Below are 23,021 nucleotides of genomic sequence, written 5' to 3'. Positions count from 1 at the left end.
TTTCACTTGGAGCTGAATACATCCATTGCCGCTTGCTGCATTATTGAATCGACACACTTCATTAGATCTGATGTCGGACTAGTTACTCTTAATAGAAATACCGAGATCTATTTAAAATGAAATCTCCACGCCTTTGTGCAGAGCAACCGCCTGTTTATAAATATAGAAGGCTGCGGCAAGATCCTGAACGGCAAGCCCCAGTCCCTTAAAAAGGGTAATCTCATCGCCGCTTCCCCGGCCGGGGACCCGCCCCTTCAGCAGCCCGCCAATTTCGCCAATAATATGGTCCGCCGTAATCGCCCCTTCACTGAGCGGGATCAGATAATCTCCCGCTTCGTGGACCGCCGACTCCAGCCGGTCCACATAGAGCCTCGCCCCGGCTACCAGCGCCGTGTCCAGCTCCCGTTCATGCGCCCTGCATGCGCCGATCGCATTGATATGTGCGCCTGGCTTCACCCAGGCGCCGTGCAGCACCGGCTCCCCCGCCGCCGTTGCCGTACAAATAATGTCCGCGTCCATCACCGCGTCCTGCACAGACAGCGCTGCCGTGATCTCTGCGTTCCACCGGCTGCTCATGGCATCGGCGAACGCCCGGGCCTTGCCCGGCGTTCTGCTCCAGACCTTGGCGCGCTTAATGCCGCGCACCTGCAGCATCGCCTCCAGATGGCTCCGGGCCTGCTCCCCGGTGCCGAGAACCGCCAGGGACTCCGCCTCTTCCCTGGCGAGCAGCTTCGTCGCCGCCGCACTGACCGCCGCCGTGCGGATGGCTGTAATCGACTGGCCGTCCACTATGGCCAGCGGCACGCCGGTGGCGGCGTCGAACAAAGACACCATCCCCTGATGCGACGGCAGACCGCTCCCGTGGTTGCCAGGGAATACGCTGATGATCTTAGCACCAGCGATCCCTTCACGCCGCAGATACCCGGGCATCATTCCCAGCACATTCCGCTCCTCCAGCGGCAGGACCTGGCGGAGGCTCTGCACGGCCTCCCCCTCCGACAGATCAGCGAGGACGGTTTCCATCACAGCGATGCAGGACTCCATCGTTAGAATCTCCGCAACTTCCTTCCCGTTTACCATCAGCACATTTAGACCCTCCCGGATTCTTGATAACGCATATCCATTCTTATCTTTTCAAAAAAAGATTCAAGCTTATCTTTCTATGCCATCATTTGCTATACTCTATATTAGCGAAAAAAGTTAAAAACTAAAACAAAGGGGATATCCTTGATGATTATTCAGCCAAAAACACGCGGCTTTATCTGCACGACTGCTCACCCGGAGGGATGTGCCGGACAAATACAGGAACAGATTGACTATGTACGGGCACAAAAGAAACTTACCGGTCCGGCCAACGTGCTGGTCATCGGCGCTTCTACCGGCTACGGGCTGGCTTCCCGGATTGCGGCTGCATTCGGCGCAGGTGCCAATACCATCGGTGTCTTCTTCGACAAAGCTGCTGAAGGTGCCCGCACAGCATCCGCAGGCTGGTACAATTCCGCTGCTTTTGAGCAGGAAGCGGCCAAGCAGGGGCTGAAATCGTTCAGCATCGTCGGCGATGCCTTCTCGGATGCCATTAAGACCAAGACCATCGACCTCATCAAAGCTGAATTCGGCACCGTTGATCTCGTTATCTACAGCGTAGCTTCCCCCCGCCGCACCCATCCGGTTACAGGAGAAGTCTTCTCTTCTGTGATTAAGCCGGTTGGAGAAGCTTACACGAACAAGACGATGAACTTCCACACTGGTGAAGTATCCACGGTTACTATTGAGCCGGCTACGGATGACGAAGTCCGCCAGACCATCGCTGTTATGGGCGGAGAAGACTGGGGCATGTGGATCAATCAGCTGCAGGAAGCAGGCGTGCTTGCAGACGGCGCAACAACCGTGGCCTATTCTTATATCGGGCCTAAGATCACCCATCCCATCTACCGGGACGGAACCATCGGCCAGGCGAAGAACCATCTGGAACAGACGGCGGTCGCGCTGAACGAGCAGCTCTCTGCTACAGGCGGACGGGCCTTCGTATCCGTGAATAAGGCTCTGGTTACGCAGTCCAGCTCCGCCATCCCTGTGGTGCCGCTGTATATTTCCGCACTCTATAGAGTAATGAAGGAAAAAGAACTGCACGAGAACTGCATTCAGCAGATGTACCGCCTGTTCGCAGACCACCTGTATAACGGCGGCGAAGCTGCAGCAGACGGCAGCCACCTGATCCGGATTGATGACTGGGAGATGCGCGAGGATGTGCAGATCGAGGTCATGAGACGCTGGAATGAGCTTGAAACGGATAATGTTCCTGAACTTGCAGACCTTAAGGGCTACCAGGATGACTTCTTCCATCTGTTCGGCTTCCGCACCGGAGGCGTGGATTACGAAGCCGAGACTGACCCTGCTGTTGCTATTCCCAATATGGCATAAGCATTCCGCCTAATACATGAAGCCGTTCCCTTCACCGGGAGCGGCTTTTTGGCGTGCAGATTCCAGGTTACCGCTCCACTTCGGGCATAAAATAAGGTTTGACTTTAGGTTATCCTTGCAGTATTTTATATCTAAAAGATATATCTTACAGATTGGATGCGTGCATATGGCTGCTAACAGGAGCAAGACAGGTTACGTGTTACTGGGACTACTAAATGAAGAGAACTTGACTGGGTATGAGATCAAAAAGATCGTAGATACCCGGCTTTCCTTTTTTTGGAGCGAGAGCTTTGGCCAGATCTATCCGGAACTGAAGCGGCTGGCTGCGGGGGGCCTGATCGCTGTGTGTGAAGAACCTGTTTCTTCAGAAGGCAAGAACAGCAAACAAAGCATCAAGTATCAGATAACCGTACCCGGAAGGTACGAATTACAAGAATGGCTTAAGACACCGGTGGAAAAAGAAACCGTACGCTACGAGCTGCTGCTTAAGCTGTATTTTTCCAATTCTTCCTCTTCCGCCACCATGCTGGAGCATGTCCGGGAGTTTGAAATCAACCACCGGCGGCAGCAGCAGCTGTTCGGCAAATTCGAGGAACAGCTGAAGCAGAATCTGGATGTCCACAGCAATCACAGCCGCATCCTGATGGTCCTGTCCTTTGGCCAGAAGCTGTGGGAGTCTTACGCCGACTGGTGCGGGCAGACCATAGCTTTGCTGGAGCAGGAAATCGCAGAACATGAGAACCCGCCGAATGAATAAAACCGTGGATTTGTATTACTTTTCAGGCACGGGCAATACGAAAGCGATTGTAGACTTTGTGGGCAGAACCCTTAAGACCTATAACATCCGCACTTCTCTCAATCTGATCGGCAGCGAATCTATGCCAAGCAGTCCGGTTAATGACCTGTGGCTGGCCTTCCCGGTCAATTCGCAGTCCGTATCCCCGTTCATCTGGAGATTCCTCCGGCGGCTCCCGAAGAGCCAGGGCACCAGAGTATATGTGATCGCTACGCTCAATAACTCAGCCCATATTCTGGAGCCGCTCTATACCCTGCTGAAGAATAAGGGCTACATCCCTGTCTCCGCCTGCGAGATCAGTATGCCTAATAATATGCTGAATGCTGAAGCAAGACCGGAGGATGATCAGGCCCGGCTGAGCGCAGCCTATCAGAAAGCTGAGACTTTTGTCCATCTGGCACTTGCCGGTGAATCCGCCTGGAAGTCAGAGTATCCCGGGTCGAGGGCCGTCTCCGCTCTCTCCAGAAGAACCGTGCTGCCCTGGATGTCGATGCGGCTGATGCTCAGATTGCGGACGGTCCCTTCCAAATGCATCAGCTGTGAATTATGCGTTCTGCAATGTCCCACCGGTAATATAGTAGTGGTCGATGATCTGCCATACCATGGGTACAAATGTGATTTCTGTATGAAGTGTGCGGCGAACTGTCCGCGGAACGCAATCGTAGTATCGGGCAAAGAGAACCTTCATTTCCGCAATGCCAGAATGCATCAATCTACTTTGGAACAATAGGACGGAGAGTTCACATGGGTCTGCACATTAAAGGATTCATCATCCCCTTATTAGTATTGCTGCCGAATCTGATCTTCATTTTCTTCCCGCCCCGGAATGCTCCTGATTCTTTGGCCTCTACACCCCTGATCTTCACGATCTTGGAGCGGGCAGGCCAGATCACTTGCTTCATGATGCCTATTGTCCTGGGCCGCAAGCTTGCAGAACAGCCCCTTGGCCTGTCTGCCGGACTGATGGCTGTCTGCCTGCTGATTTATTATATATGCTGGGCCCGCTTTTACTGGAATGCGAGAGAATTTGCCGTGTTGTTCACGCCTTGGCTTGGAATTCCTATTCCTATGGCCGTCTTTCCGGCAATCTACTTCATGCTGCTTGGATTCTGGCTTGAGTCCTGGCTGCTCCTGATCCCCGCTTTTCTGTTTGCCGTGGGTCATTTGGTGAACAGCTGGAATGTTTATGCTCAGGTGCGCTAGAAGCCCGCTGGTATCCGCTTCATAACATATCGATCCTGTCTTTCTTGAATTCTCCCCCACTTAGCTAACGCTTGAAGTGGCGGATTCTTGCGAACAGAAGAGTACCCTCTTCTTATGGAGCAAGCGATCCCTGCGTTCCCGCAGTTTTACATTTTTGACGCAAGTGAAATGTTGAATTCTATCGTTTGGTTAGGTGGTGGTTAACCGCTACTTTTTCAATATTGTGAGCGGCGTTTTCGTCACGGTCATGGATCGTCCCGCAGGCCGTACATGTCCATTCCCGAACGGACAGGTTCTTCACCTCGGGGTGGATCGTGCCACACACATGGCAACGCTGACTGGTCGGCTCAAACGTGTCGGCGATCCGAAGATTTCGTCCATACCATTTCGCTTTATACGTCAGCTGTCGCACCCACTCGCCCCAAGACGCATCAGCAATGGATTTTGAAAGCTTGGGGTTCTGAATCATATTCGCCACACGCAGATGTTCGATACTGATCGTTTGGTTTTCACGAATCAGTCTCGTGGTCAGCTTGTGGAGGAAGTCATTTCGTTTATTGGCAATGCGTTCGTGAATACGAGCGATATGCTGCCTTGCTTTCTTCCAGTTGGAGCCGCCCGGAGTACGCCGAGCCATCCGCCGCTGCCAAAGCGCCAGCTTTTTCTCGTATTGACGGTAAAAGCGAGGATTGGCGATATGTTCCCCGTTTGAGCATACTGCATATTCTTTCAAACCTAAGTCGATGCCAATAGGTGTATCCACTTGGGGCAGAGGGTTCTTTTGAACTTCGCAAACGAGCGAAACGAAAAATTTCCCGCTGGCGTTTTTACGAACGGTAGCGGACAATATCCGGCCTTCCAGCTTCCGGGAGTTTGCAAAACGTATCCAGCCGAGTTTTGGGAGCTTTAAGCGACTGCCCTCCATGGCGATATTCCCGTTGGTGAATTTGGTCGTGTAACTTTGAATTGGATGCTTTCGGCTCTTGAAGCGTGGCGCTTGATTTTGCTTTTTGAAAAAACGATCAAAGCTATCCGCCACATGACGAGCAGCCGACTGCAAAGCGATGCTATCGACTTCTTTCAGCCAGTCGTATTGTGCTTTTAAACCGGGGAGTTGTGTTGCACAAGCGTGATAAGACAAGCCTTTTCCCGTTTCCGCATACCTTTGATTCCAAGCTCCCAAGAAGTAATTGAACACAAAACGGCAGCAGCCAAACATTTGACGAATGAGTTGCTGTTGCTCTGTATTGGGGTAGATCCGATATTTATAGGCTTGATGAACCAGGGGTTTCGAAGAAACATCCTGCGCAGACACGAGCATGTGCAACACCTCCTTTTAGTGAACTTATCCATATTATAGCACATATGTTCGTTTCGAAATCGAAAACTGCTGATTCATCCCCACCCTATCGAGGGTGGAGTATTCTCAGCTTTTTTAGATAAAAAACCGCCATTCCCATCAGGCTGAAGTTTTTGCAAACTTGCCCGGAGGATGGCGGTTTCTTGCAGATCTATTATGCTTCTGATACGGAAGCCGCAAGCCAGTCCGTTAACCGTGTAGGGGCAATTCGCGGATGGTCTCCGGCCGGAACAAGCGAGTGATCCTGCAATGCTGTTCCGAAATAATGTGCCTCCGTATCGCCGACCACCTGACGCGCATCCCCCTTAGCCTTCAGCGCTTGCCGGACGAATTCATCCAGAGACAGCTTATCCGGTCCGGCCAGCTCGGCTATCCCGTTCACTGGGGCTTCAAGGGTATAATCAACCAGCGCAGCTGCTACATCCCCAGAGGCTATGGGCTGTACCCATGCCGAAGGCAGACGGACGATATCCCCCTCTGTAGCGGTATAGGCAATGCCCTCCGCGAAGTCGAAGAACTGGGTCGCCCGCACGATGGTGTAGGGAACCGGGGAAGCCTGGATCAGCTCCTCCTGAGCCATTTTTCCGCGGAAATAACCGCTCTGCAGCAAGCCGTCAGTCCCCACTACAGATAGCGCCACATGATGCTTCACTCCTGCTTCAGCTTCAGCAGCCAGCAGATTGCGGGTCGTTGTCGCGAAGAATTCCAGCACAGCATCGTCTGCGAATGAAGGTGAATTTGCTACATCAACAACGGCATCAGCCCCTTTAAGCGCTTCTGCCAGCCCCTCACCAGTCATAGCATTGATGCCCAGAGAAGGTGATGCAGCCACAGTCTCATGACCCAGCCCCTGAAGCCGGCTCACCAATTGCTTTCCAATAAGTCCGCTGCCGCCAACCACTACAATTTTCATGTCTATTTCCTCCTGGTTTATAGCCTATATCCATAGGCCGGTATTTAGTAAACGCTTTGCAACAGACACAAACCGCCCTGCCACGGGCGCTCTGCCTCCATCCTATTTTCTTTGCTGTACATCCTGTAGACAAACTAGACCGGAGTTCTGTGACAAACAGCCCTCTCCCCGCGTAACAAGTTCCGGCACCGTTCCTACTAAACCGCAATTCACCTAAGAATTCGCGCAACAAACCAACATAGCAGCAGGCTTATAATAACCATAAGAACAATATAGCGATATTATGGAGGTTATTATGAACTGGAAAAATGCGATTGAGCACACGCTCTCTACCACCCGCCTTAACATCAAGCGCTTTGGTGACAAATCTCCAATTGTAAGCCTGGGCGACGGCAAATATCATCTGACGGACCATACCAGCTGGACGGAAGGCTTCTGGTCCGGCATTCTGTGGCTGAGCTATGAATACAGCCAAGACCCTGAGATTCACGCCGCCGCCATCCGGACGGTTGACTCCTTCAACAAGCGCATGATTTCCGGGAAGGAGCTCGACCATCATGATATCGGCTTCCTATATTCACTGTCCGCCAAGGCACGCTGGATCACCGAGAAGGATGAGGCTTCGCGTCTGCTGGCCTTGCAGGCAGCCGATGTACTGATGAAGCGCTGGCGCTCTGCCCCGCAGCTCTTTCAGGCGTGGGGACCGGAAGGGGATGCAGACAACGGGGGCCGGATTATTATCGACTGCCTGATGAATCTTCCGCTGCTCTGCTGGGCCACTGAACAGACCGGAGATCCCAGCTATGCCGAGTATGCCCGAATTCACGCCGAGAAAAGCCGGCGCTTCCTGGTGAGGGGAGATGACTCCTCCTACCATACTTTTTATTTTGACCAGCAGACGGGGAATGCCCTGCGCGGAGGAACCGCACAAGGTTATCAGGACGGCTCCACCTGGACGCGGGGACAGGCCTGGGGGGTCTACGGCTTTGCCTTGGCATACCGCTATTTTAAAGAACCTCATTATCTGGAAACCTCCAGAAGAATGGCCCGCTATTTCCTGGAGCATCTTCCCGCCGACCATGTCGCGTATTGGGATTTCGATGCCCCGCAGGAGGAGTCCACTCCACGTGACAGTTCAGCTTCCGCCATCGTTGTATGCGGTCTCCTTGAGCTGCTGGAGCACCTGCCGGAGGAGGACCCGGAACGGGCATGGTATGAGGAAGCCGTCAACAAATCGATGGATTCCCTGCTGAACCGCTACTTTACCGCCGGCAGCCCGTCGGAAGAAGGCTTTCTGCGTCATGGCTCCTATTCAGTCAGAGGGAACTCATCTCCGGATGATTTCATGATCTGGGGAGATTACTTCTTCCTAGAGGCGCTGCTGCGTCTGCAGCAGGGTGTTCCGGGGTATTGGTACGAACGGGAATAGCATATTACTGCATCTTCATTGACTAGAATCTGATCTGCTGGTGCGCAACATCAACTGCGGCACCCGGTTGATAATCCTTTATACCGGCAGGCTCTTTTACAGAGTCCTGCCGGTTTGTGCTCCTCTAGAATGAATGCTGCCGGTGGATACTGTTACAATCCTGCAAGAAATACAACATTCTCCTCATCAAATCAGCCCAAATCCGGAATTGTTGCAGAAAATGCAGCAATTCCCCTCCTCCAAGCGGCTCAGCGGGACAATTCCTGTATTTCATACAACAATTCTCCCGAACGCCCAGGTATCCGGGAACCAAAGCTGTATTACTTACAACATTTTAGGAATGGAGGATGGGATTTTCACAGTTGCCCTGCCAAAGAGCCATGGATTGGCTGGTTGCTTGGTTCGTTGCTTACTTGCGGTTGCTTGGTTCGTTCGTTTTTTGCTTGCTTGGTTCGTTCGTTGGTTCGTTGCTTGGTTCTTTGCTTACTTGCTTGGTTAGTCGGTTGCTTGCTTGGCGATTGTAGTCTTATAAGTGTGGCCGAAATCGCAGTTTTATTTTTAGCAGCCTTCTATTTATACTGAAGTTAGCAGTAATGGAATTAATAGCAGTGAACTATGGTTGATAAGGGAGCGTCGTATGAGCATGGACAGGAACAGGAACGATCATCCGCCCGAGGGAATGGACCCCGGTTTGTTTATGTACAAATATAAATATATTGACGGGGAATCCCTCTATTTTCATGCGCATAGGGGAATTGAAATCCTGTACATTTACAGCGGCTGCGGTGAGATCATGGTGGAGAATCAGACCTACCCTATTGAGGATCATACACTGGTCTTGTTTCAGCCCTATCAGCTGCACCGTGTAATGGTTCCTCCGGCAGAAGGCCGTTCCTATATCCGGACCAATCTGACCTTTGATCCTGGTTTCATGGACCATTATCTTTCCGCGTTCCCTATCCTGGGGCAATTCTTCCGGAACCTGTGGAGGGGCAGCCTGCGGCAGCCGGTATTCTACGGAATGAATGACACCCGTATTCCCGAGGTGCTGGAAGAGCTGCATCAGTGCACCAAGCACGCTGCTGCCGGCCAGGAGGAGAACACAGGTCTGCTTATGCTTCAGCTTATCAGGCTGTTTCAGACCCGGCTGCCTGATGTCCTGTCCAATCTCCTCCATTCACGCGGCAGCTCACATGTCCAGCGGATTACCGAATGGCTGGATGAACATTACAAGGAGCCTTTCAGCCTTGAGGCGCTGGCCGCCAGCCTGCATCTGTCTCCCTACCATATTTCGCATGTATTCAAACAATATGCCGGCATCACACTGTCCGAATATCTGATGCAGCGGCGTGTCAGAGAAGCCTGTATCCTGCTCGCCAACACCAGCCAATCTATCGGGGAAATCGCGGTAGAAGTAGGCAATCTGTCCCCGTCTTATTTCAGCCAGATGTTCAAGAAGAATAAAGGAATCTCCCCCGAGAAATACAGGAACAGCATCCATTGAATCTATAACGCGGTGAACCGCTTTTAAGGTTTTAAGCTAACAGGCAGGTTAATGAAACCACACAGTTCTTCGAAGCGTATAACCATTATTCAAATTTTCCCAATACGGCTCATACGGAGGTGAACTTGACTGGAGCATTTTTATGACTTGGTTCAATTGGCACTCTCAATTGCTCTCATCTCTTCCTTAGTATTAATTCCATTCACCCATTTTTCTTTACAAGAGGTACACTGGGGTCATGAAACACTTGCTGCAGCCGGTTCAACCTGGTATGTGGCTGTCAGACTGTCTCAACCGAACAGCATTCAGAAGTGGATAGTTCGTACCGTCAGACGAAGAGAAGCACCTGATGATGAAGACCATAGTCCTTCCCCACATTGATATTCATACTTTCAATTAGGGAGGACAACGATGAAAAAGATTATGTTGTTACAAAAATGGGCCAAGCCCATTCTCGTCATGTTGATTGGAGTTATTCCGGTCATTGTGCTCAGCGGGTGTTCGGCAGCATCCCAATCCAACCCGATTAATGCCGGTTCACCAGGAATATTTAACCATTTTTTTATTTATCCATTTTCGATCTTGATTAAATTTTTCGCGGATACCTTTCACGGAGACTACGGATTAGCGATCGTGCTGATGACATTCATCATCAGACTTGCGATCCTGCCGCTCATGATGAATCAAACCAAGAAACAAATGGTTATGAAAGAAAAGATGGCCGTCCTCCAGCCGGAATTAACTGCACTTAAGGAGAAGTATAAGAACGATGTCAGTACGGATGCCAAAAAACAAGAGCAAACCGAGATGATGCAGCTCTACCAGAAGCATCAATTCAATCCCTTAAACATGGGGTGTTTACCGATGCTTCTCCAATGGCCGATCACTCTCGCATTTTATTATGCCATTCGCCGTACCCCGGAGATTGCCGCTCACGATTTTCTGTGGTTTAACTTGGGGACAACAGATATGATTTTGCCGCTGATTGCCGCTGCGGTGTATTACGTTCAGTTCCGTGTGTCTCAATCTGTTTCAGCACAGCCTCAGCAAAATCAGAATAGCCAATTGGCTTTTATCGGATTGTTATCACCGGTCATGATGGGTTTATCTTCTTTTGCTATGCCCGCCGCGTTGCCGTTATATTGGGCAGTAGGCGGTATATTTATTATCGTGCAAACAGTGATACTCAATAAAATGTACACGAAGCCAAATGCAGCGGGTAAAAATCTGCCTGCCAGTGTAGAAGATTTATAAGATTTCAACCAGTCATAGAACAATACTAAATACAAGGCATCTGAGGCGCGGCCTCAGATGCTCTTTTTTGTTGGCGGCTTGTTAACGTGGGAACATAAACACTCCTCTTAGATTCCCAGCCTGCTCAACTGTAAAAGCGCCCTTCCCGCAGGAAGAGCGCCCTCGAAGCTTAGATTAGTTTTATGGCAAGACCGAGAAAATAATATCATCGAACAGCATATAAGCGAAGCCGCTGGTATAGAAGCCGACCTTGCCTGAAGGGCGGTGACCCGGATCGATGCCGGAGAGCCTTGGCGAGCCGTCCACAGATACGGCAATATCTCCGTCCCGGGCCGTCACCTTCACATCATACTCCGTATCCGGCAGCAGGTCATGTCCAGGCAGGACCGTCTCGGTCAGCTTCTGCCAGGCTGTGTCATACAGGATCCAGGCGGAGGTTCCGTCTGCCCGGGTACGGTAGCCGATCCGGGAGGAGCCGGAGCTGTCCTGGCGGTCGAAGATGTACAGGATGCCGTTATCCGGCATCACAAGCGGCGTCTTCAGCTTGAACTCCAGCTGATAAGAAGTGAAGCTGCGGTCGAGCAGGCCGGTAGCACCGTTCAGCAGTTTATAGCGGCGGTTCCCGTCCGGATCAGCGGCGATGCTGCGGTTAGGGTCTACCGGCCAGCCGTTGCCCCCGTTCTCAAAGTCTGTCTCATGCATAATGCTAGAGACGGTTACTGTAATGTCCGCCTTAATGAGCGGATTTACCGTAGACACAGCCGAGATAAGGGTCTCCCCTTCGTATACGGCGTGGACCACTCCGGTGCTATCCACCGTGGCGACCGCCGGATTGGCCGACTGCCAGGTTACGCTTGTGTCCGGCGTATCTGCAGGATCAAAGGATAGCTGCAACTGTCGCTGTTCCCCTGCGGCAATACGCACCTTGCTCTCCGCCGGAATGATCCCGGCCAGCGTAGTCGTAAGTGCCTTGAACTGAATGTCATCAAAGTGCATCTGGCTGACATTGCTGACGTAGAAGCCGACCTTCCCCTCCGCATTATGGCCCGGATCGTTGCCCTTCAGGCGGAAGGCTCCATCCAGGTACACGCTGATGTCACCCCCCTTCACCAGCATCTTGACCGCATACTCCGTATTCGGCTGCAGGTCATGCCCAGGCAGCTTCACCTCTTTCAGCACCGTCCAGGCTGAATTGTACAGCAGCCAGGCGGAGGTGCCGTCCGCCCGCGTCTTGTACCCGATCCGGCTAGAGCCGCTGCCGGCCTGGCGGTCGAAAACATACAGGGTTACATTATCCCCCATAATCTCCGGCGTCTTCAGCTTGAAGCTCAGCTCGTAATCGGAGAAGGACTTGGGACTGAGCGCTGAGGCTCCGTTCAGAATCTTGTACCAGCGGTTTGGCCCAATCTTCTCAATGCTGCGGTTCGCATCCTGCAGCCAGCCGTTCGCGCCGGATTCGAAATCTGTGAAATCCATTACGCCGTCGCCAGCCTCCACGTTGACCGTAACCGTGGCCGTCAGCAGCGGATTCTCCGCCGAGGCTACCGTAATGACCGTGCTGCCGACCGCCTGGCCGGTTACAATACCTGCCGTATCCACAGCTGCGATACCGGGATCGGTCGAAGTGAAGGTCCGGACGGGATGATCCGCGTTCCAAGGAAGCACCGCCGTGCGCAGCTTCAGCGTTTTCCAGCGGTCCACGGTAACTTCGCTGTCATAGACGGCTACTCCCTGAACAGGATAGCTGTCCGTGCCTGCTGTCGTGCCAGCTTTGCCAGTAACGCCAATGTCGTTAAACGGAATGTCTGGAAACCCGGGAATAACATCGAAGACATCCGAATCCGGCCGCAGCGACAGATCGCCTCCCGCCAGGTCGGTGAAGCCGGGATCTGCTGCGCTCACCCAGTTATTGGCGTACTGCACAAGCCCAAATTTGTCATACGCCCCGTACACATTGGTCGTTACGCTGCGCGGCAGCGACGGATTGTAGACCACATTCCCCTGGAACGTATTGGTGTCGGGATAATACCGGTTCTCCGTGAAGAAATCCGCCAGCTCGGGATACTTCGTCAGATACGGGGTTCCGGTGAAATTATTGTTAGCCGCAAACAGCGCCTGCCACTTCGGCATGTAGTTCAGCGGCACCTGATCATCCGGCTCATCGCCCAGGAACATATCCGCATAATCATAAGGAATTTTGCTGTCGATAAAAATATTGTTGCGGGTCAGGATATGCGCGCCGCCGTTGTTTTTAATAGCCGAATTGCCCATCTTGTAAAAAATATTCTCGTCGATAGTCAATCCCATCGTGAAATTGTCGGGATATACCCCCTCCACTCCGGCCTTGCTCTCGCCGATGTTATGAAAGTAATTGCGCCTGATGACCGTGCCGCGCTCATGGGGCTGCTCGCCGGCATTCATGTAGATCGCGCCGAGATCCGAGAAAGTGGTGCATACATCATAGATCTCGTTATACTCCACGGTATGATCATTGCCGAAGATCAGCACGCCCGGATGGGGCGCATCATGCAGCTCATTGTGCGACATGCGGTTGCCGACGCCGGACAGCAGCACCCCGGGATTGTAGGCTTTATGATAGTAGGCAAAATCATGAATATGCGAATTCTCCACCACATTATTCCCTGGCGCAAGCGTCGTTTTGTTGCCGCCTGTCAGCGTGACGGCGGTGCCGCCGATATGGTGAATATGGGTGCTGATAATGGCGTGGTCCGTTCCCGGTGCCCCTTCAAAATTGTTGTAATAGAACCGGCTCTGTGTGTTAACCAGTACCCCGCTGTTGGTGAAATTGCGGATCTCGCTGTTCAGAATACGCATATGGCTGCCGCCCATGAACACTGCAGCAGAATCGCGGCCATTCTCAAGCACAAGCTCGGAGAAGTCAATGTACGAAGCATTCAGCGCGTTGATCATCGGACTCTTCAGCATCGTGACTTCAATATCCGGATTCTCGGCGGCTGCAAACTCGGCGTTCGGCAGGAAATACAGCTTGCCCGCCTGGCGGTCGATGTAATATTCGCCCGGCATATCGATTTCCTCCAGCAGATTTTGCGCAAAATGGAAATCAGGGTACCAGTTTTTGAAGATGCCGCTCATTTCCCCGTAACGGAGGGTGATGCTTCGGGCAGCCGTGTCAATGGAAGCAATCTTGTTATACGACCACTCCCAGCTGTAGCCGAAGATCCCGTCCAGCCAGATATCGTCTGCCTGCGTCCAGTACTGGGGCCGGTCATACGTATAAGTGAAGGTGCCGCCGCGCGTATGCACCTCCCCGTCCGGGTCCTTCCTTGTCGGACCGGGATCAAGGATTTCATCCATCTGGACGGTGCTCTCATTGGGCCAGCGGGCCAGCGTCATGCCCTGTCCGGCCACATACAGTTCCATTGGCGGCACCTCGCTCAGATCATTGGCCAGATAATAGCCATGACGGCTGAGCTGGCCGTAATCGGTGATCCCGAGCGCTGCCAGATCAGCTACCAGTACCTCACTTCTCGCCTCCGGGCTGATGATTCGGCTGAGCACCGACGTGTCCGTAACCGGAACGAACGCTGACTTGGCCAGTTGCTCCGAACCTGACAAAGTCACGGACTCACCCGGATAAGCCGTGTAAGTGACGGGCTTGCCAGATTCGCCTGAATCCTGCTGCCGCAGCTCGAAGCTGGACGTCCGTTCATACCTTCCTTCGCGCAAATACACAGTGACGCCGCCCTCCGGCAAGCCATCCTCCGCTTTCAGCGTCCGGATGGTATCACGGGCTTTTTCCAAAGTCAGAAATGGGGCATTCTGTGTCCCATTATTGGAATCGCTTCCATTAGTGGCGACATAAATAACCGCCCCCGGAGAACCTCCCTCCGCCGATACAGTACCCGCAATCGGCGGGGCAGGATTGATCGTGAACAACATACTGGCGGCAAGGGCGGCAAGCAAACGTTTTTTCACCAAGGCTCCTCTTCCTTTCCGGTTGGAATGATAACGGCTCCGCCGGTATTATATCTTGGCGAAGCCGTCCATGAGCAGCAGGTTCCTGTGATCTCCTCCAAAGGTGCAGGTATATTCTCTATGAGGCTTATTTCTTCAGGCCTTTATCCTTAAGGAATTGCTCGAATTGTTTGGTTACCTCTGCTACGTATTTCTCTTCGCCCGCTTCCTTCAGCTTACCGTATAATGCAGGCCAGGTTTCTTCGAAGTCGAGTGTTCCCGTAACCAGTCCCCGTTTATATTCACCCCAGACCGCATTCAGGTTGGCGATCTCCGTATTCACCGGCTCGGAATTGAACTTGAAGGCACCTACAGGATTGACCTCTGAATTGGAATTGATCTTTTTGGTCTCTTCCCAGACATTCTCCGGTTGCCCTTCTTTCAGATAGGAGTTGAATACGCTGCCAAAAACCCAGTCCATATTCGGCAGATAACGGGAATCCGCCTTTGCCTTGATGTAATCCCCATCGGCCTTATCATAGTGTTCACCGGCAACACCATTGCAGAGCAGATTGTACAGCTCTTTGTCGGTATTCACCAGATTAAGGAACATCATCGCACGTTCCGGATTAGGGGCCGTACGGCTGATCGACTGGTTGGTCGTAGCCGAATAGCCGTTGGAGAACCAGTCGCTAAGCGGTACAGTAATAACTTCGTTGCCGCCGTTTTTGGCCTTCACCTCAGCCTCCACACCCGGCTTGAGAGTAACGTTGAAATCGACTGCAATTTGGCCTTTGGCCAGGTAATCATTCGCTTTTTCGGTAGCGGCATCCTTGTAAATATAGCCTTCCTTATACCATTTGCTGGCCAGCCGGAAATTGTCCAGCTCTTCTTCCGGATAACGCTGCAGCGTATACGTAGGATCATCCGTTTTGATATAGAAATGGTCATCCAGCCCCGGAACTACCCAATATTTGTCGTCATGGGACTGCGGATTGATGAAGGAAGTGCCGAATACGCCAAACGGAATGATGTCCGGTTCATTTTGCTTGATTTGGGCCAGGAACGGTTCGATATCCGCTATCTTCTTGATGGAAGCGGTGTCAAGTTTGTACTTGTCGGCGAAGCGCTTCTGGATGATGAAGCCGTAACGGGAGCCGTTGATCTGCTGGTTCGGGATACCGTAAATTTCCCCGTCGACCGACAGACCGTCCCACATTACCTGCGGCACATCTGCCTTAAGCTCCGGCGCATATTCATCCAGCAGGGCATCCATCGGCTGGATGGCACCTTTGCGCACCAGCTCTTCGGGCTTCAGCATGTAGCCGGTCCAGAGAATGTCGAACTTCTCGCCCGCTGCAAGCACCGTGTTCATCTTCTGCACATAGTCCCCGATCGCAACAGGCATCAGCTTCACTGTGGCATTAATCTTCGCCTTCACAATCTTGTTGACTTCCTCCTGCACCTTCTCCTGATCGGCCTGCAGCTGCGACAGCGGATAATACCAGGTCAGTTCGACCGGCTTCAGCTCGCCTGCGTTTCCTGATTCCGGAGCTGCACTTTGCGTGCTTTCCGCTCCGCTTCCTTCCGCGCCCTTCCCGGCATTGCTATTGCCGCCGTTATTGTTGCCTCCGCAGCCGGATAGCACCGATCCAACAAGCAATACAGATGCCAGAACTCCAAACAGCTTCTTTTTCATGTAAGTGACCTCCTGTACTTTGTACATGTAATTGTATGTTAACCCTTTAGGGAGCCAACCGTAAGCCCTTTGACGAAAAACCGCTGAAAAAACGGGAAGATCACCAGCATCGGTCCGCCGGCCAGTACGGCAATCGCCATCCGCGCCGAGCTGTTGGGGAAACTCGATAGATCGATGCCCAGCTGTCCGGTAAATTCAGAGTTCGTCGTGAGAAATTCAATGCTGTTGAGCGTCCGCACCAGCAGCAGCTGCAGCGGCACTTTGTTCGGATCGTCGATGTAGAGCATCGCGTTGAACCATTCGTTCCAATACGTGAAGGATATCAGAAGACCCAGAGTAGCCAGCGCAGGCGTCGACAGCGGCAGGATAATCTTGAAGAAAATGCGGAATTCACGCGCCCCGTCGATTTTGGCCGATTCAATGATCTCCAGCGGAATTTTGGACATGAAGCCTTTCATTACCATGATGTTGAACGGCGACAGCAGAATGGGCAGAATCAGCGCCAGCAGGCTGTCTTTCAGATGAAGATATTGCGTAATGAGAATGTAGGAAGGAACGAGCCCCCCGCTGAACAGCATGGTGAAAAATACATAGAAGGTCGTCGCCCGGTTATACCGGTAATCCTGCCGTGAGATCACGTATGCAGTCATCGCAGTCAGGAGCAGGCCGGCCAGCGCGCCAATAATGGTCACCGTGAAGGTCACTCCATAGGCGCGGAGCAGAATGTCAGGAGCATCCAGCAGATAGCGGTAGGCATCCAGACTGAAGGTTTTGGGGATAAACTGATACCCGTTTTCGGTCAGCGACTTCTCATCTGTCAGCGACACGGCGATGACCAGCAGAAACGGCAGGACGACCACAATCGACAGCACCGTAAACAGCAGATTAATGAACAGCTTGGAAAATTCGAATTTCTTGCCCACTGTCAGGGCACCTCCTTACCACAGGGAATTATCAGAATCAATTTTGCGCACGATTCCGTTTGCCGTCAGCACCAGCACCAGACCTACAACCGACTGGTAAAAGCCTGTAGCCGCGGACATGCTTACATTACCGACTTCACGCAGCGCACGGTACACATAGGTATCGATGATATCCGTAGAGCCGTAGAGAAAACCTGAGTTGTTCGGGATAAAATAATGCAGGCCGAAGTCTCCGCGGAACATGTTGCCGATAGACAGGATCAGCATAATGATGATGATCGGGGCCATCAGGGGGATTGTGATTTTGAACGCCATCTGCCGTTTGGTCGCCCCGTCGATCCGCGCTGCCTCGTAATATTCGCTGTTAATGCCAATAATGCCGGCAAAATAAATCAGCGTGTTGAACCCCACCACTTTCCATAATTGAACCAGAATGAGAATCACCGGCCATGGCCCCGCATTCTGGTACCAGCTCACCGGATTCAGCCCGAAGGATTCCAGGGTGCGGTTGATAAAACCATCCGAATGGTTCAAGAAGGCATAGGCCACATAACCCACAAGTACCCAGGAAAGGAAGTGTGGCAGAAACAAGGCTGTCTGGTAGAACTTGCTCCACTTGGCCTTGATTTCGTTCATCAGAATCGCCAGCAGCAGTGCTGCCGAGGTACCTACCACAATGTAGGCGGTATTATATAGAACCGTATTACGGGTTATCCGCCACGCCGTATCCGTAGTGAATAAATAACGGAAATTATCCAGTCCCACCCACTTGCTGCCGAAGATGCCGAGATCATACCGGTAATTTTTGAAGGCGATAATCAGGCCGATCATTGGAATATACGCAAAAATCAATTTGTACAGGAGTCCCGGCAGTGAGAGCAGAAACAGCTCCCGGTTGTTCCGGAAATGGTGAAGCTCTCTTCCAATCCACGTTCTTCTGCGCGTTCCCGGCGGCGCACCTGAACTTGCTCTTTGTTCCGCTAGTGGAACCTTATTCAACATAACCAAAGCCCCTTCCTTTCCTTCCTTAGCTGCAGCTGTTTGCCTGTGTACCAGGCTTTGCATGACTAACAATAGCGTGAATCAGGCTTCGGTGTTACTGTACAATTGCAAGATTGCTGTAAAGAGGGGCTGTATTGTTGCCAGTTTCCTGTTCCGGCCGGGCGAAGCCATACGTGGCGCAGCAAAAAGCCCGCTAAATGAACATCGCTCATTTAGCGGGCCTGGCTTAAGGCTGCAGAGGCTTGTTTACTTGCTGCGGTCAATGGCGGACTTCAGGCGGTATTCCTTCGGCGTCGTTCCGTAGCGGCGTTTGAACAGACGGTAGAAATAGCTTTCGTTGCCGAACCCGACCTTTTCCATAATCTCTGTAACGGTCAGGTCCTTCTGCTCCAGGTACTCTTTGGCATAGGCCAGGCGGGCTGCATTGATCTGATCCACGACTGTCGTGCCTTCCTGCGCTTTGAATACCTGTCCCAGATAGACCGAATTCATCTTGAGCATATCGGCAATCCGCTGTACATTCAGATCCGGATCCGAGTAATGCTTATCAATAATTTCCTTCACCGTTTCGGCCAGCAGCCGGTTCTTATCCGCCCGCCCGCTGCGCCGCTGCTCGGCCACCTCGCGCACAACCTCCAGAAGCACGGCCTCAATCTCATCCAGCGTCTCTTTTTCCAGAATACGCCGGTTAACGGCCTGCAGGTTGACCGATACCGGGTTGACGTTGCGGTTATTCATCTCGCCAAGCGTATTGCTTAAGGTAACCGCAAGATGAAGAACAGCCGAGAACATATTCTCATAGCTGAAGCTGCCGAGCAATTCTCTCCATTTGCGGATCGTCTGCTCTGTCTCTGCCAGATCCCCGCCCTTCAGTCCTTCTGTCAGCTGCCGTTCCAGCTCCTGCGGGATACGCAGCGATTCATTCCGCTCATTCTCCTGCAGCATTTCAGGCTCAATCACTGCTCCCTTGCCGAAGACCATCCGGTAGTTCGAGTGACGCATGGCCAAATTGTAATGCCGGGTGATGCAGCGGTAATCCGTGAACACTTCGCTCAGCGTAACCGTAAAGGTAATATGGTAGTAGTCAAAAATCGTCTGCTGAAGCTCCCGGAAGCGCTCTTCCAGCTTCGCAAGTGTCCCGGCTCCGCTGCCGGTGATGAAGACCAGATGGCCGCTTTTCATATCGGCCGCTTCACAAGTGCCTTCCAGCCGCAGCTGCTCCTGGCCGATATTGGCAATGGCAAAGTACAGCAGGGATTCCATAGGCAGCCCCGGATCTGCCGCAAGCCCCTGCAGATTGTCGATCTGCACCAGCGCCAGCCGCAGCGGCGACGGATAAGCGATGTCTATTCCGTGCTGCTCCCTGATCTGCAGGAATGCCTGTTCATCGAGGCTCTGGCTTGACCCGATCAGGCTGCGCAGCTGGTAGAGCTTCGCAATATTCGACTGCGAGGCCCGTTCCAGCTCCAGTCCCTTCAGCTTGCTGATCATCTCGGTTACATTCGCCGCAATCAGCGACAGCTCATCCTTCGCCTGCGGAGCACCGCGTACATCCTGCGGCACCAGCGTCAGCAGCTGGCCCACTGGCTTATACAGCCGCAAGGCAAAGAACACGGACAGCAGGATAGCGAGCAAAGCAACAGACAGCGTGACCGTTATCTCCGTCCATTTCATCTGCCGGACGCTGCCCAGCACAACATCGTAATCCTGCATGCTGACAATCTGCCAGTTATTCAGCGCTTTGCTCAGATAAGTGACCTTATACTTCCTGTCTCCAAATGTATAGTTAAAAGAATTAAGCGGCGCAGCCGAAGAAGCAATCCGCGGCAGCAGGTCCGCTTTGATATTAAGACCGGCCGGAAGCAGCCCGTCGGTTGAAATAAGCACCTCGCCGTCACTGTCTGTAATGAAGAGTACATCATCTTCCCGCTCCGCCACATGATTAAGCGCTTTCATGTTATCCAGCATCCAGCCCGGCTTCACCGTCAGAATCAGCACATTGTCATTAATGGAACCGAGAGTGTCCCCGTCATATATAAAGATCGCAAATACGTCTATCCCCTCATCCTTTCCGTCAAGGTCCAGCGGAATCAGCTGCAGCTTCGGCAGATCCGCCCGCGAGGCCATATAGTTCTTAAGGGAATCGTACAGGAGACTATTGTTAATTTCATGGTTAAGCGACGAGAAGAACCGGTGCTGGGCCCCATTGTAAAAGACGGCAGCATGCAGATACGGGGAAGCTGCCACCGTATGGTTGAGGCGCTCAATCTTGAGAATGCTCTGCCTGTAATCCGCACCGGACTTCAGGGCGAGCAGTTCTTCGTCATTGTACAGGGAAACGGCCAAATCCTTCACGATACCATTCATATTCTCAATATTATAATTGATTTGGGTCAGCAGCTTCCGGTCGGCTTCGTTCTGCAGGCTGAGCACCTTGCCGCGGGCATTCGAGTTCACAAATAGCGAAGCCACAGCCAGTGTGGCAACAACAAGCATAAAGCTGAGTATAATCCGCTGTAAATATTTCCGCGAGCGGATCGTCTGCAGTACATTCATAGGTGATCTCTCCCGGCTCATAGGGTGACCTTAATATAATCCCGCGCCATTTTGCTTGTCAATCCGCTTTTCCGCGGGCCGCCTCCCCCGATTCCTCCGCACCCGGCAGCGTATCCGGCTCTGCATCGAACAAATTCAGCAGAAGTGTCCGTGCGATTACCCCGTGTCCCGCTGCGTCCGGATGGATTCCGTCGCCATAGCTATACGAGGCATTCAGTGACCGCTCCTGCCGGATATGCTCCAGCAGCGGTGTGCGCAAATCGATGATGCCATCCGCAGGACATTCACCGGACAGAAGCCAGCCCGCATAACGCTCCAGCACCTCATCATAATTCTGGTAAGGAGCCAGATAGCTGAAATCAGCCGCATCCGCCGGCAGAAGTTGGCCTTTCATTGACGGGGCATCGAATGGCGGCGGTGTCATCAGCACAACTGCAGCGCCGGCTTCACGGATTTGTGTGCTCAGCTGCTGCATCCCCGCCTGATAGGCTGCGAAACGCTCTTCCGACAAGGGATGATAAATCCCGTCGTTCATTCCATAGCAGGCTACGACCACATTAGAAGACACTGCCGCAAGCTCTCTTGCCAGCCGTTCATGGATACAGGGACGCGGAAACGGATGCGCCGCTTCGCTGAGGCCCGAGGCCGTCTCGCTGGGGACACCGCACGGGATGAGCTCCACCGCCAGATCCGGGCGGTGCTGCTTCAGCCATTCCCGGATTAAGCGGATATACAGGCCATCCGCCGTAATACTGTCCCCGAGGAACATAATCTTGAGATTCGCGGATTTTTTTGTCACGCTATCGATAATCGTATTAATATTTAAAGGCAGCATATCTTCCCTCCTGATCATTGCGCCATTTCCCCGGCTTGGCCTATGCCAAGCGTTTCTCCTGCAATCTAATGGTAGCGCCACCTGCCCTATTCCGCCTTAACGATCCCGACTTTCTTTAGCATGATATCGACATGACTGAGCTCTTGGCAGCACCCGAAGTGGTCCTTAGATTTCCTCCGTTTAAGTAGAGCCAGCCGTATCTTGCCTCTGACGCAGCCGCCGGCGGTACGCTCCGGGAGTCAGTCCAAACCTCGAACTGAACAGGCGCGTCAGATAGTTAGGATCTTGAATGCCTACCCGTTCGGCAATTTCCGAAATACCCAGCACCGTACCGCCCAGCAGCTTTTTGGCTTCTTCCAGACGCAGATGGAGTACATATTGCAGTGGCGTAGTGCCGATATGCTGTTTCATGCACCTCGTAATATAATCCGCCTGGAAATGAAGCTCCTCTTCAAGTCCTGCAAGATTAAACGGCTGTCTCCAGTGGACGTCCAGATAGCTGGCTGCTGCCCGGGCCAGCCGTGCTGCCGGCTCCGGCTGTGCAGTCCGAATACATTCCGCCTGAAACGCCTCCAGCAGCCCGGCCAGCAGCAGGTGGAGACGCAGCGCATTTTCTGCACTCAGCCGGCTGTGGATCTCGTTCATCTCATGCAGAATCGGCTCCAGCGTCTCTACGTCGACTGTGGCATATTTCGGCATGTACAGGCGCTGTTGTGCAGAGGGCTCCTCATCCTCCACCGTTCCTTTGGCCAATAGAGATGACCAGGGAATATCCTCCCGCCGGATATACGCCGGCTTAGATTCATGGATGAAGTGCACCCAATAAATTTCTGTATCCTCCTCACATGCCCGGTAACCTTCATGCGGCAGTCCCGCCTCAAGCACCAGCAACTTTCCCGGACCCACCGCATACTCCTTGTCCTCTTCTCTCATATAGAGCGTTCCGCGCTTCACCAGGAGCAGATCATACACACCGAAGGTGCGGGCGAAATGCCGGTCCCCCGGCGGCCAGACGGCATGTCCCACCGTGACGAATTGCGGCAGCGGCGGAATCGATAATTCCAGACACAGCACTGGCTATCTCTCCTGTCCAAGTCGATTTTGTGCTATTCAAAGTCTATAATATCACTGGCTGCCCCGCCATAAAAGAGGTACATTGACTGGGAATCCGCTTTTCATCCAAATCGTAT

At 52.7% G+C, this 23,021-nt stretch carries 18 protein-coding genes; 8 read left to right on the top strand and 10 right to left on the bottom strand.

Going from position 1 to position 23,021, the window contains the following annotated elements; genetic code table 11:
- Window positions 1–111 precede the first annotated feature (111 nt).
- Window positions 112–1,080, bottom strand: coding sequence for an ornithine cyclodeaminase family protein (locus NSU14_RS03965; protein WP_231575446.1), 969 nt, complete (start codon window positions 1,078–1,080; stop codon window positions 112–114).
- Window positions 1,081–1,230: 150 nt separating this feature from the next.
- Here NSU14_RS03965 and fabV point away from each other — a divergent pair, with 150 nt between their 5' ends.
- The 4 genes from fabV to NSU14_RS03945 all read left to right on the top strand — a co-directional run bounded on the left by fabV (window position 1,231) and on the right by NSU14_RS03945 (window position 4,420).
- The gene (gene fabV / locus NSU14_RS03960; RefSeq protein ID WP_340943009.1) at window positions 1,231–2,421 is read left to right on the top strand and encodes an enoyl-ACP reductase FabV; all 1,191 of its coding nucleotides are present in this window, start codon (window positions 1,231–1,233) and stop codon (window positions 2,419–2,421) included.
- A 166-nt stretch (window positions 2,422–2,587) separates the two neighbouring features.
- The gene (locus NSU14_RS03955) at window positions 2,588–3,178 is read left to right on the top strand and encodes a PadR family transcriptional regulator (RefSeq protein WP_076245197.1); all 591 of its coding nucleotides are present in this window, start codon (window positions 2,588–2,590) and stop codon (window positions 3,176–3,178) included.
- Window positions 3,171–3,947, top strand: a complete 777-nt coding sequence (locus NSU14_RS03950; RefSeq protein WP_340943006.1) for an EFR1 family ferrodoxin — start codon at window positions 3,171–3,173, stop codon at window positions 3,945–3,947. The genes NSU14_RS03955 and NSU14_RS03950 overlap by 8 nt, the downstream gene beginning before the upstream one ends.
- Window positions 3,948–3,961: 14 nt before the next feature.
- The gene (locus NSU14_RS03945) at window positions 3,962–4,420 is read left to right on the top strand and encodes a hypothetical protein (protein WP_076245203.1); all 459 of its coding nucleotides are present in this window, start codon (window positions 3,962–3,964) and stop codon (window positions 4,418–4,420) included.
- Between the two features lie 178 nt (window positions 4,421–4,598).
- Here the strand turns inward: NSU14_RS03945 and tnpB are convergent, their stop codons facing one another.
- Together tnpB and NSU14_RS03935 are read right to left on the bottom strand one after the other, a co-directional pair.
- Window positions 4,599–5,741, bottom strand: a complete 1,143-nt coding sequence (gene tnpB / locus NSU14_RS03940) for an IS200/IS605 family element RNA-guided endonuclease TnpB (RefSeq protein ID WP_340943004.1) — start codon at window positions 5,739–5,741, stop codon at window positions 4,599–4,601.
- A gap of 193 nt (window positions 5,742–5,934) precedes the next feature.
- The gene (locus NSU14_RS03935; RefSeq protein WP_042139560.1) at window positions 5,935–6,693 is read right to left on the bottom strand and encodes an SDR family oxidoreductase; all 759 of its coding nucleotides are present in this window, start codon (window positions 6,691–6,693) and stop codon (window positions 5,935–5,937) included.
- Window positions 6,694–6,988: 295 nt separating this feature from the next.
- Here NSU14_RS03935 and NSU14_RS03930 point away from each other — a divergent pair, with 295 nt between their 5' ends.
- The 4 genes from NSU14_RS03930 (at window position 6,989) to yidC (ending at window position 10,880) form a co-directional block, all read left to right on the top strand.
- Complete coding sequence (locus tag NSU14_RS03930) at window positions 6,989–8,122, top strand: glycoside hydrolase family 88 protein (RefSeq protein ID WP_340943000.1); 1,134 nt, start codon at window positions 6,989–6,991, stop codon at window positions 8,120–8,122.
- A 133-nt stretch (window positions 8,123–8,255) separates the two neighbouring features.
- Window positions 8,256–8,621: a hypothetical protein gene (locus NSU14_RS03925; protein WP_340942998.1), complete on the top strand. Its 366-nt coding sequence runs from the start codon at window positions 8,256–8,258 to the stop codon at window positions 8,619–8,621.
- Between the two features lie 144 nt (window positions 8,622–8,765).
- Window positions 8,766–9,626 carry an AraC family transcriptional regulator gene (locus tag NSU14_RS03920; RefSeq protein WP_179093543.1) on the top strand — a complete coding sequence of 287 codons (861 nt, stop codon included), beginning with the start codon at window positions 8,766–8,768 and terminating at the stop codon, window positions 9,624–9,626.
- Window positions 9,627–10,037: 411 nt separating this feature from the next.
- On the top strand, window positions 10,038–10,880 hold the full coding sequence (gene yidC / locus NSU14_RS03915) for a membrane protein insertase YidC (protein ID WP_340942993.1): 843 nt from the start codon (window positions 10,038–10,040) through the stop codon (window positions 10,878–10,880).
- A gap of 180 nt (window positions 10,881–11,060) precedes the next feature.
- Here yidC and NSU14_RS03910 read toward each other — a convergent pair whose 3' ends face one another.
- The 7 genes from NSU14_RS03910 to NSU14_RS03880 all read right to left on the bottom strand — a co-directional run bounded on the left by NSU14_RS03910 (window position 11,061) and on the right by NSU14_RS03880 (window position 22,905).
- On the bottom strand, window positions 11,061–14,837 hold the full coding sequence (locus NSU14_RS03910; protein ID WP_340942991.1) for an Ig-like domain-containing protein: 3,777 nt from the start codon (window positions 14,835–14,837) through the stop codon (window positions 11,061–11,063).
- A gap of 127 nt (window positions 14,838–14,964) precedes the next feature.
- A complete protein-coding gene (locus NSU14_RS03905; RefSeq protein WP_076245218.1) occupies window positions 14,965–16,515 on the bottom strand; it encodes an ABC transporter substrate-binding protein in 1,551 nt (516 codons plus the stop codon).
- 38 nt (window positions 16,516–16,553) lie between these two features.
- Complete coding sequence (locus NSU14_RS03900; protein ID WP_039294420.1) at window positions 16,554–17,438, bottom strand: carbohydrate ABC transporter permease; 885 nt, start codon at window positions 17,436–17,438, stop codon at window positions 16,554–16,556.
- A gap of 15 nt (window positions 17,439–17,453) precedes the next feature.
- Window positions 17,454–18,440, bottom strand: coding sequence for an ABC transporter permease (locus NSU14_RS03895; protein ID WP_042139566.1), 987 nt, complete (start codon window positions 18,438–18,440; stop codon window positions 17,454–17,456).
- 246 nt (window positions 18,441–18,686) lie between these two features.
- Complete coding sequence (locus tag NSU14_RS03890; protein ID WP_340942985.1) at window positions 18,687–20,996, bottom strand: helix-turn-helix domain-containing protein; 2,310 nt, start codon at window positions 20,994–20,996, stop codon at window positions 18,687–18,689.
- Between the two features lie 58 nt (window positions 20,997–21,054).
- Window positions 21,055–21,831, bottom strand: a complete 777-nt coding sequence (locus tag NSU14_RS03885; protein ID WP_340942983.1) for a GDSL-type esterase/lipase family protein — start codon at window positions 21,829–21,831, stop codon at window positions 21,055–21,057.
- Between the two features lie 180 nt (window positions 21,832–22,011).
- The gene (locus tag NSU14_RS03880) at window positions 22,012–22,905 is read right to left on the bottom strand and encodes an AraC family transcriptional regulator (protein ID WP_340942980.1); all 894 of its coding nucleotides are present in this window, start codon (window positions 22,903–22,905) and stop codon (window positions 22,012–22,014) included.
- Between the last annotated feature and the right edge of the window lie 116 nt (window positions 22,906–23,021).

The organism is Paenibacillus sp. FSL R10-2771 (assembly GCF_038000205.1).
GTDB classification, from domain to species: domain Bacteria; phylum Bacillota; class Bacilli; order Paenibacillales; family Paenibacillaceae; genus Paenibacillus_AQ; species Paenibacillus_AQ phytohabitans.
Note: the sequence above shows the minus strand (reverse complement) of the source record. Positions and strands in the feature narration are given on the sequence as shown.